Raw genomic sequence first — 8,328 nt, 5'->3', positions numbered from 1 at the left:
GCTGTGATCATCGGTGGGACGTTGCTGACCGGTGGCCGGGGCACGATCATCGGTTCGATCCTCGGTCTGATGATCTTCACGGTGATCACCAATCTTTTCATTCTCAACGGCCTCAACACGGCCGACCAGCTCGTCGCCAAGGGCGCGATCATCGTCGTCGCGGTGCTCCTGCAGCGGCGAAGCCTCGCCTCACACACCTGACCCCCGGCACCCCCGGCTCCTTTCCCGATCTTCCAGGTCCGCCGCTCTACGGCCGCGGTCCCGGCGGCACACGCCCCTTTTCCTCGCTTTCCTGCTTTTCCACCCCCCATTGCAAGGGAGAACGACATGACCCAGAATCCCGGCCGCCGAGGCTTCCTCCTCGGCGGAGCCGTCCTCGGCGCGGGCGCCCTCGTCACGGCCTGCACCAGCAACGAGCCGGCGGCGCAGGCGAGCGCGCCGGCCGCCGCTGCCGCCACCGCCGCGGCCACGGGCGGGAACGAGGCCCCGGGCGACAAGGTCGTCATCGGCTTTTCGGCCCCGGCCGCCGACCACGGCTGGATCGCCGCCATCGCCAAGAACGCGGCGGACGCGGCCAAGCAGTACTCCGATGTGGAGTTGAAGGCGGTCGAGCCGACCAACGACATCAACCAGCAGATCTCCGCGGTGGAGTCGCTGATCCAGGCCAAGGTCAACGTGCTGGTGATCCTGCCCAACGACGGTGAGCAGCTCAACCAGGTCGCCCGGCAGGCCATGGACGCGGGCATCCCGGTGGTCAACGTGGACCGGGTGTTCCCCGACAAGCTGTCCTACCGTGCCTGGATCGGCGGCGACAACTACGGCATGGGAGTAGCGGCCGGTCACTTCATCGGCAAGACGCTGAAGGACAAGGGCGTCTCCAACCCGGTAATCCTGGAGATCCAGGGCATCGCCACGCTGCCGCTGACCCAGGACCGCAGCAAGGGCTTCGCCGACGCGCTGAAGACCTACGGTTTCACGGTGACCGCGCAGCAGGACGCCAAGTTCACGGTGGAGTCGGGCACCCAGGTGGCCAGCAATCTGCTGCAGGCGCACAAGAAGATCGACGCGATCTGGAACCACGACGACGACCAGGGCATCGGCGTGATGGCGGCGATCAAGGAGGCCGGTCGCGACGAGTTCTTCATGGTCGGCGGTGCGGGTTCTGCCAACGCGATGCGTGACATCCAGGCCGACAGCGGCGTGCTGAAGGCGACGGTCACCTACCCCGCGACGATGGCCGGCTCGGCGATCAAGATCGCCCGGCTCATCGCCCAGGGCAAGGGCATGAGCGACCTGCTGGAGCAGGAGGTGCCGCAGTCGATCACACTGTCCTCGGAGACCATCAGCAAGGACAACGTGGACAAGTATCTGCCGTTCGGCTTCGAATCCTGATTCGGGGGATGATCTAGTGACAGAAAGCAGGCCGACGCTCGGTGTCGGCATGGTGGGGTACGCGTTCATGGGACGCGTGCACTCGCAGGCATGGCGGAACGTCGCCTCGGTTTTCGACCTGCCGGTAAGGCCCGCCATGGCGGCCCTGTCCGGCCGGTCGCCCGGTGCCACGGCCGAAGCCGCGGACAAGCTCGGCTGGGCGGCGGTGGAGACCGACTGGAAGCGGCTCGTCGAGCGTGACGACGTGCAGATCGTCGACATCTGCACGCCGGGCGACAGCCACGCCGAGATCGCCATCGCGGCGCTGGCGGCGGGCAAGCACGTCCTGTGCGAGAAGCCGCTGGCCAACACCGTGGCCGAGGCCGAGGCCATGGCCGCGGCGGCGAAGGAGGCGGCGGCGCGCGGGGTGCGCAGCATGGTCGCCTTCAACTACCGCCGCGTGCCCGCGGTCGCGCTGGCCCGGCGGTTCGTCGAGGAGGGCAGGCTCGGGGAGATCCGGCACGTGCGGGCGCAGTACCTGCAGGACTGGATCGTCGACCCGGAGTTCCCCCTCGTCTGGCGGCTCCAGAAGGACAAGGCGGGGTCCGGCGCTCTCGGCGACATCGGCGCGCACATCATCGACACCGCGCAGTTCATCGTCGGCCGGTCGCTGACGGGGGTGAGCGCGCTCACCGAGACCTTCATCAAGGAGCGTCCGCTCGCCGAAGGGTCGAGCGGCCTGGCCGCCGAGGGCGGCGCCGGTGAGATGGGCGAGGTGACGGTGGACGACGCGGCGTTGTTCATCGGCCGCTTCGACGGCGGGGCGCTGGCCTCGTTCGAGGCCACCCGGTTCGCCACCGGGCGTAAGAACGCGCTGCGCATCGAGGTCAACGGGTCGCTGGGCAGCCTGTCCTTCGACTTCGAGGCGATGAACGAGCTGTGGTTCCACGACCACACCATCGACAGCGCCGAGCAGGGCTTCCGGCGGATCCTCGTCACCGAGCCGGACCACCCGTACGCCGGGGCGTGGTGGCCGCCGGGTCACGGCCTCGGCTACGAGCACACCTTCGTCCACGAGGCGAAGGACTTCCTGGAGGCGATCGCCGCCGGCACCGACCCGGCGCCGTCCTTCGAGGACGGGCTGCGGGTGCAACGGGTGCTGGCGGCCGTCGAGCAGAGCGCGGCTGAGGGCAGCCGCTTCACGACTGTGGAGGATTCATGACCAGGCCGGTCACGTTGTTCACCGGGCAGTGGGCGGACCTGCCGTTCGAGGAAGTCTGCCGCCTGGCCTCCGAATGGGGCTACGACGGCCTGGAGCTCGCCTGCTGGGGCGACCACTTCGAGGTCGACAAGGCTCTGGCCGACGACTCCTACGTCGAGCGCAAGAAGGAGACCCTGGCCAAGTACAACCTCGGGGTGTGGACGATCTCCAACCACCTCCTCAGCCAGGCCGTCTGCGACCACCCCATCGATGAGCGCCACAAGGGCATCCTGCCCGCCCGCATCTGGGGCGACGGCGAACCCGAAGGCGTCCGGCAGCGCGCCGCCGAGGAACTCAAGGACACCGCCCGCGCGGCGGCCAAGCTCGGCGTCTCGACCGTGGTGGGCTTCACCGGCTCCTCCATCTGGCACACCCTGGCGATGTTCCCGCCGGTGCCGCCGTCGATGATCGAGGCGGGCTACGCCGACTTCGCCGACCGCTTCAACCCGATCCTCGACGTCTTCGACGAGGTGGGGGTGCGGTTCGCGCACGAGGTGCACCCCAGCGAGATCGCCTACGACTACCACACCACGGTGCGGACGCTGGAGGCCATCGGTCACCGGCCGGCCTTCGGGCTGAACTGGGACCCCTCGCACATGGTGTGGCAGGGCCTTGACCCGGCGAACTTCATCCTCGACTTCGCCGACAAGATCTACCACGTCGACTGCAAGGACGCCCGGGTCGCCACCCGCGACGGCCGCCGCGGTCGCCTGGCCTCGCACCTGGCCTGGGCCGATCCCCGCCGTGGGTGGGACTTCGTGTCCACCGGCCGGGGCGACGTGCCGTGGGAGGAGTGCTTCCGGGCGCTCAACCACATCGGTTACGACGGCCCGATCTCCGTCGAGTGGGAGGACGCGGGCATGGACCGGCTGCACGGCGCACCCGAGGCCCTCGCCTACATCCGCTCGCTCAACGCGATCACCCCGCCGGACGCCGCCTTCGACGCCGCCTTCTCCTCCGAGAGCTGACCTCTCTTCCCAGCTCTCGTGAGGTCCGGGGCCGGGTGGCGTCTTCGCCACCCGGCCCTCCGGCGCGGCCTCACCCCCACGCCGCGAGCACGTCGTCGGCGCCCCACACTAGGCCGACGCCTTCCACCGAGGGATGGACCCCGGACAGCGACACCACCGCGAGTCCGCCCGCCTCCGCGTCGAAGCCCGGCACCTGTACGGCGTCGCGGCGCAGCGCGGCAAGATCGTGGCCGTCGAACGGCGTGCCGAGCCACTTGATCGAGCCCGCGAACAGCACCCGCCGTGCCACCGGTGCCCGGTCCGCTCCGACCAGGTCCACTTCCGGGGAGAATCGGCGGTTCCACCATCCGCCGACGGCCTCCGTGTCCGGCCAGGGCAGTTCTCCCGCCGCGGCGGCCATGCCCAGCGCCTGTCTGACGATCGGTTCGACGGCCCGCTCCCGCAGGCTCGCCCAGCGTCGCCGTACGAGTCCGAAGGCGAGATCGGGCCGTCCCCGATGCGAGTGTTCCGCCGCGGCGCGCAGGACGCCCAGGTACATCCGCAGGTTGTGATCGCGGATGCGGTAGAGCGCCGGTTTCCCGGGCTGGACGGACAACGGCTCGTCCATCGCCAGGACGCGCTTCTCGTCGGTGAGCCTGCGGAGGAGAGGCGAGAGCGACCCGGACTGCAGCGGTCCCTCGCGCCCGCCCGCCGTCGCGGCGACGGCGGCGTGCGTCCTGTCGCCGCTGCCGACCGCTTCCAGCACCCGGCGGGCCTGGTCGGGCGCGGGAAATTCCGCGAGCAGGACGGATTCGGGCACGCCGAACAGGGGGGACGCCGGATCCTCGCACTCCTGCCGGATGAACTCGAGTGGGGGAGTGCCGTGCGGCCAGGCGCGCAGGATCCCGGGCAGCCCTCCACTGGCGAGGTACGCGTCGATCGCGTCCCCTCCGGTCAGGCCCAGCGCCCCGGCCGTCTCCGCGGGATCCAGCGGGTCGAGCGCCATGGTGTCGGCGCGCCCGTAGAACGGCCGGTCGTAGGCGGTCAGCCGTTCCATCATGTGAAGGTCGCTGCCGAGCAGGAGCAGGAGAACGGGCTTGGCCGCCAGGAGCCGGTCCCAGGCCGTCTGCAGCGCGCCGTCGAACAGGTCGTCCTGTTCCGCCAGCCAGGGCATCTCGTCGACGACGACGATCGAGGGGGTCGGCGGGATCGCCGAGTGCAGCACGCGGAACGCCTCCGGCCAGCTTCCGCTGGTGACACGGACGACCTGCTCGGGATCGGCGGGCAGGCACGACTCCTTGAGCTCGGCGCAGAACGCCTCGACCGCCTCGACCGGCGACATCCCCTTGGTCGCGGTGAAGAAGAGGTACGGCGTCTCGGCCTTGTCGCAGAACTCCTGCACGAGCCGGGACTTGCCGACCTGGCGGCGTCCCCTGATGGCCATGGCGGAGCCGGCACCCGACCGCCGGACCCGGTCGAGGCGCTTGGTCAGGGCGGCCAGCTCCCGCCGCCGGCCGATGAAAGGAACCACGCTCACCATGCCTCTTAGGTAGATGACATCTACGTAGATGCAATCTACACACTCACGGTGCGGACAGGGCCGTACGAGCAGGGCTACATGCTCCGGCGGGGTGGGAGCAGGGCGTTGACGCGGTCGGAGTCGGGCCAGACGTAGGGGAGGTCGTCGGGGTCTCCGGGGAACTTCGGGCCGTAGAACTCCGGGTTCTTGCGCAGCAGGGCCGAGCGGTGGCTGAGGTGGAGGGCGGGATCGCCGAGCCACGGCGGCAGTTCGCCCGCCGCCGCGAGGGCCTCCTGGGCGCGGGGCGTGTCGATACCCCGGCAGCCGAGCAGTTCCGTGGTCATCGTCTTGGCGCAGGTGTCGGCGCGGCCCAGGTCGCACCAGGCCGTCACGATCTCCAGGCCGTAGCGGACCAGCGCCTCCTCGTACCCGGCCCACATGTGCGCCACGGGGTGGTGCCGCCAGCCGTAACCGGGAACGGTGAGCGTGCGCAGGACCTGCAGGGCCTCGACCCGCTGCTTGCCGAGGCGGAGCGGGTCGAGGACGCGGGCGGTGGCCGCGAAGTCCGGGTAGGGCAGGAACGTCTGCATGTCGCCGCTCGGGTTACCCCGGCCCGCCGGAGATATCCCCCGCGCCGGGGAGATCTCCGGCGGGGCGGTGTCAGTCGAACAGCACGATCTGCCGGAGCACCTCGCCGCCGCGCAGGGCGTCGACGGCGTCGTTGAGGTCGCCGATCCTGATGCGGGAGCTGATCATGCTGTCCAGGTCGAGCTTGCCCGCCTTGTAGAGGTTCACGAAGCGCGGGAAGTCCCTGCGGACGTCGGCGTCGCCGTACAGCGAGCTGAGGATGTTCTTGCCCTCGAACAGCAGGTTGAAGGCGGTCAGCGGCACGTGGTCGTCCATGGCGCCCGCGCCGACGACGATGACGTCGCCGCCGCGCCGCGTCGCCTGCCAGGCCGTCATGATGGCGGCCGACTTGCCCACCACCTCGAAGCCGTGGTCGAAGCCCCGGCCGCCGGTCAGCGTGCCGATGGCGTCCATGAGCTGGTCGGGGGTGCAGGCGTGGGTGGCGCCGACTTTCTTCGCGAGCGCGTGCTTGGACTCCAGCGGGTCGATCGCGAGGATCGTGGTCGCGCCGGAGATGCGGGCGCCCTGGATCACGGACAGGCCGACGCCGCCACAGCCGACGACCGCGACGGTCGCGCCGGGGCGCACCTTCGCGGTGTTGAGCACCGCGCCGACACCCGTCGTGATGCCGCAGCCGATCAGCGCCGCCACCTCGTACGGCACGTCGGGGTCGACCCTGATCGCGCCCTGCCACGGGACGATGATCTCCTCGGCCCAGGTGCCGCACCCGGCCATGCCGAACGCCGGGGTCTGCCCGCCGAACAGGAACCGCGGCTCGGTGAAGCTCCTCATCATGTACGTCATGCAGAGGTTCGGCTGGCCGTCCACGCAGCTCGGGCAGTCGCCGCAGGCCGGCGTCCAGTTGATGATGACGTGGTCGCCCGGCTGCACGGCGGTCACGCCGTCGCCCACCTCGACGACCTCGCCCGCGCCCTCGTGACCAGGGATGATCGGGAGCGGCATGGGGAGCACGCCGGTGAGCACCGAGAGGTCGGAGTGGCAGACGCCGGTGGCCCTCACCCGCACCCGGACGTCACCCGGGCCGACCGGCGTCAGCGTGAAGTCGTCTCTGATGTCGAGCTTTTCGTCGCCGACCGCGTGGAGAAGCGCGCCGCGCATGAGGACCTCCCGGTCTTTCAGGCTGGTCTTTCAGGGGTGGGTGCCGCGCGTCACTCGTCCTCGAGCGACAGCGCGGCCTTGGGGCAGGACCGGACCGCGTGGCGGACCCGGTCGAGCAGTTCGGCGGGCGGTTCGGGCATCAGCACGTGGAGGTTGTCCTCGTCGTCGACCTCGAAGACCTCGGGCGCCAGGCCCATGCAGACGGCGTTGGCCTCACACACGTCGTAGTCGACCTTGATCTTCATGGTGGGTCCTCCTCCTGTGCGTCACGTCGCGCTGGAGTTCACGCTATCGCCGCCGAGATCACCGCCGAGCCTGCGGTGGTCCCAGGAAACGACGCGGGCCGACTCGACCAGGTAGGCCACGCGCTTGCGCGCGGTGTGCTCGACGTGCGCCCGCGCCTCGGGGCCCTCGACGGGCATGCCGGTCATCCGCCGGGTGACGCCCAGGCCGACCTCCAGGACGGCCGCCGGGTCGTCGATCAGCCGCGCCCTGCCGTAGAGGAGCACGCCGCGTAGCCGCGCGTACTCGTCCCCGGTCTCGATCAGGCAGCTCACCCGCGGGTCGCGCTCGATGTTGCGGGCCTTCTGCGACTTGGCGTACGTCCAGAACGTGACGCGGCCGTCGTCGAGTCCGTGGAACATCGTGACCAGGTGGGGCGTGCCGTCGGGATTGATCGTGCCGAGCTGGAGTTTGCGGGCGTCCCGCAGGAGCTCAGCGATCTCTTCCTCGCTCATCGCGATGCGGGCGCGCTGGTTCACGAAGCAAAGTAGAACATGTTGCATCAGGGGGGACAAGGGGCAGTTCCGAACATGATTCGGCCTGTTGGGTAGGGTGCCCGGCATGGTGACCCCGATGCCCGACGACCTGCGCCGCACCGCCGAACAGGCGCGCGGGTTCATGCCGCCCGCCGAGGGCCAGGCTCTGTACGAGATCGCCTGCGCGTACGGCTCCCGCGGGCCGATCTGCGAGGTCGGCACGTACTGCGGCAAGTCGGCGATCTACCTGGGCGCCGGGGCGCGGCGGGCGGGCACGGTGGTCTTCACGGTGGACCACCACCGCGGCTCCGAGGAGATCCAGCCGGGCTGGCCGCACCACGACCCGGACCTGGTGGACCCGAAGACCGGGCGGATGGACTCGCTGCCATTCTTCCGCGACACGATCGCCGCCGCCGGCCTGGAGGACGAGGTGATCGCGATCGTGGGCGCGTCGGCCACGGTCGCACGCCACTGGTCCACCCCGCTGTCGGTGCTGTTCATCGACGGCGGCCACTCGGAGGAGCCGGTGACGGCCGACTACGAGGGATGGGCGCCCCATCTCATGCGGGGCGGCGCGCTGGTCTTCCACGACATCTACCCCGACCCGGCCGACGGCGGGCAGGCGCCCTATCGCGTCTACCTGCGCGCCCTGGAGTCGGGCGACTTCCGCGAGGCGCGCGTGACCGGGTCGCTGCGCGTGCTGGAGCGCGTCTGACGGTGAACCCG

At 70.3% G+C, this 8,328-nt stretch carries 9 protein-coding genes and 1 pseudogene; 5 read left to right on the top strand and 5 right to left on the bottom strand.

The annotated features are described in order from the left end of the window. The 4 genes and pseudogenes from ACGFIB_RS24175 to ACGFIB_RS24160 all read left to right on the top strand — a co-directional run. Positions 1-201 (top strand): annotated as a pseudogene (locus tag ACGFIB_RS24175) (ABC transporter permease); the annotation flags it as partial. Positions 202-327: 126 nt separating this feature from the next. Beyond that, complete coding sequence (locus tag ACGFIB_RS24170) at positions 328-1,392, top strand: substrate-binding domain-containing protein (protein ID WP_189105017.1); 1,065 nt, start codon at positions 328-330, stop codon at positions 1,390-1,392. Between the two features lie 16 nt (positions 1,393-1,408). Further along, complete coding sequence (locus ACGFIB_RS24165; RefSeq protein WP_229689818.1) at positions 1,409-2,593, top strand: Gfo/Idh/MocA family protein; 1,185 nt, start codon at positions 1,409-1,411, stop codon at positions 2,591-2,593. Further along, positions 2,590-3,600 (top strand): sugar phosphate isomerase/epimerase family protein, encoded by a 1,011-nt coding sequence (locus tag ACGFIB_RS24160; RefSeq protein WP_393375068.1) that lies wholly within the window; start codon positions 2,590-2,592, stop codon positions 3,598-3,600. The genes ACGFIB_RS24165 and ACGFIB_RS24160 overlap by 4 nt, the downstream gene beginning before the upstream one ends. Before the next feature lie 70 nt (positions 3,601-3,670). On the opposite strand, the gene ACGFIB_RS24155 is transcribed toward ACGFIB_RS24160, so the two are convergent. The 5 genes from ACGFIB_RS24155 to ACGFIB_RS24135 all read right to left on the bottom strand — a co-directional run bounded on the left by ACGFIB_RS24155 (position 3,671) and on the right by ACGFIB_RS24135 (position 7,605). Beyond that, positions 3,671-5,110: an AAA family ATPase gene (locus ACGFIB_RS24155; protein WP_393375065.1), complete on the bottom strand. Its 1,440-nt coding sequence runs from the start codon at positions 5,108-5,110 to the stop codon at positions 3,671-3,673. Positions 5,111-5,193: 83 nt separating this feature from the next. Further along, positions 5,194-5,688: an MSMEG_6728 family protein gene (locus tag ACGFIB_RS24150; RefSeq protein ID WP_393375062.1), complete on the bottom strand. Its 495-nt coding sequence runs from the start codon at positions 5,686-5,688 to the stop codon at positions 5,194-5,196. A 70-nt stretch (positions 5,689-5,758) separates the two neighbouring features. Then, positions 5,759-6,844 carry a Zn-dependent alcohol dehydrogenase gene (locus ACGFIB_RS24145; protein WP_357017808.1) on the bottom strand — a complete coding sequence of 362 codons (1,086 nt, stop codon included), beginning with the start codon at positions 6,842-6,844 and terminating at the stop codon, positions 5,759-5,761. Positions 6,845-6,894: 50 nt separating this feature from the next. Continuing rightward, positions 6,895-7,089 carry a ferredoxin gene (locus tag ACGFIB_RS24140; RefSeq protein WP_030506197.1) on the bottom strand — a complete coding sequence of 65 codons (195 nt, stop codon included), beginning with the start codon at positions 7,087-7,089 and terminating at the stop codon, positions 6,895-6,897. 21 nt (positions 7,090-7,110) lie between these two features. Then, positions 7,111-7,605, bottom strand: coding sequence for a pyridoxamine 5'-phosphate oxidase family protein (locus ACGFIB_RS24135; protein ID WP_393375059.1), 495 nt, complete (start codon positions 7,603-7,605; stop codon positions 7,111-7,113). Between the two features lie 82 nt (positions 7,606-7,687). Here ACGFIB_RS24135 and ACGFIB_RS24130 point away from each other — a divergent pair, with 82 nt between their 5' ends. Next, positions 7,688-8,317 (top strand): class I SAM-dependent methyltransferase, encoded by a 630-nt coding sequence (locus ACGFIB_RS24130; RefSeq protein WP_357246441.1) that lies wholly within the window; start codon positions 7,688-7,690, stop codon positions 8,315-8,317. The last annotated feature ends 11 nt before the right edge of the window (positions 8,318-8,328 follow it).

This window comes from Microbispora bryophytorum, from assembly GCF_043197435.1.
Classification (GTDB): Bacteria; Actinomycetota; Actinomycetes; order Streptosporangiales; family Streptosporangiaceae; genus Microbispora; species Microbispora bryophytorum.
Note: the sequence above shows the minus strand (reverse complement) of the source record. Positions and strands in the feature narration are given on the sequence as shown.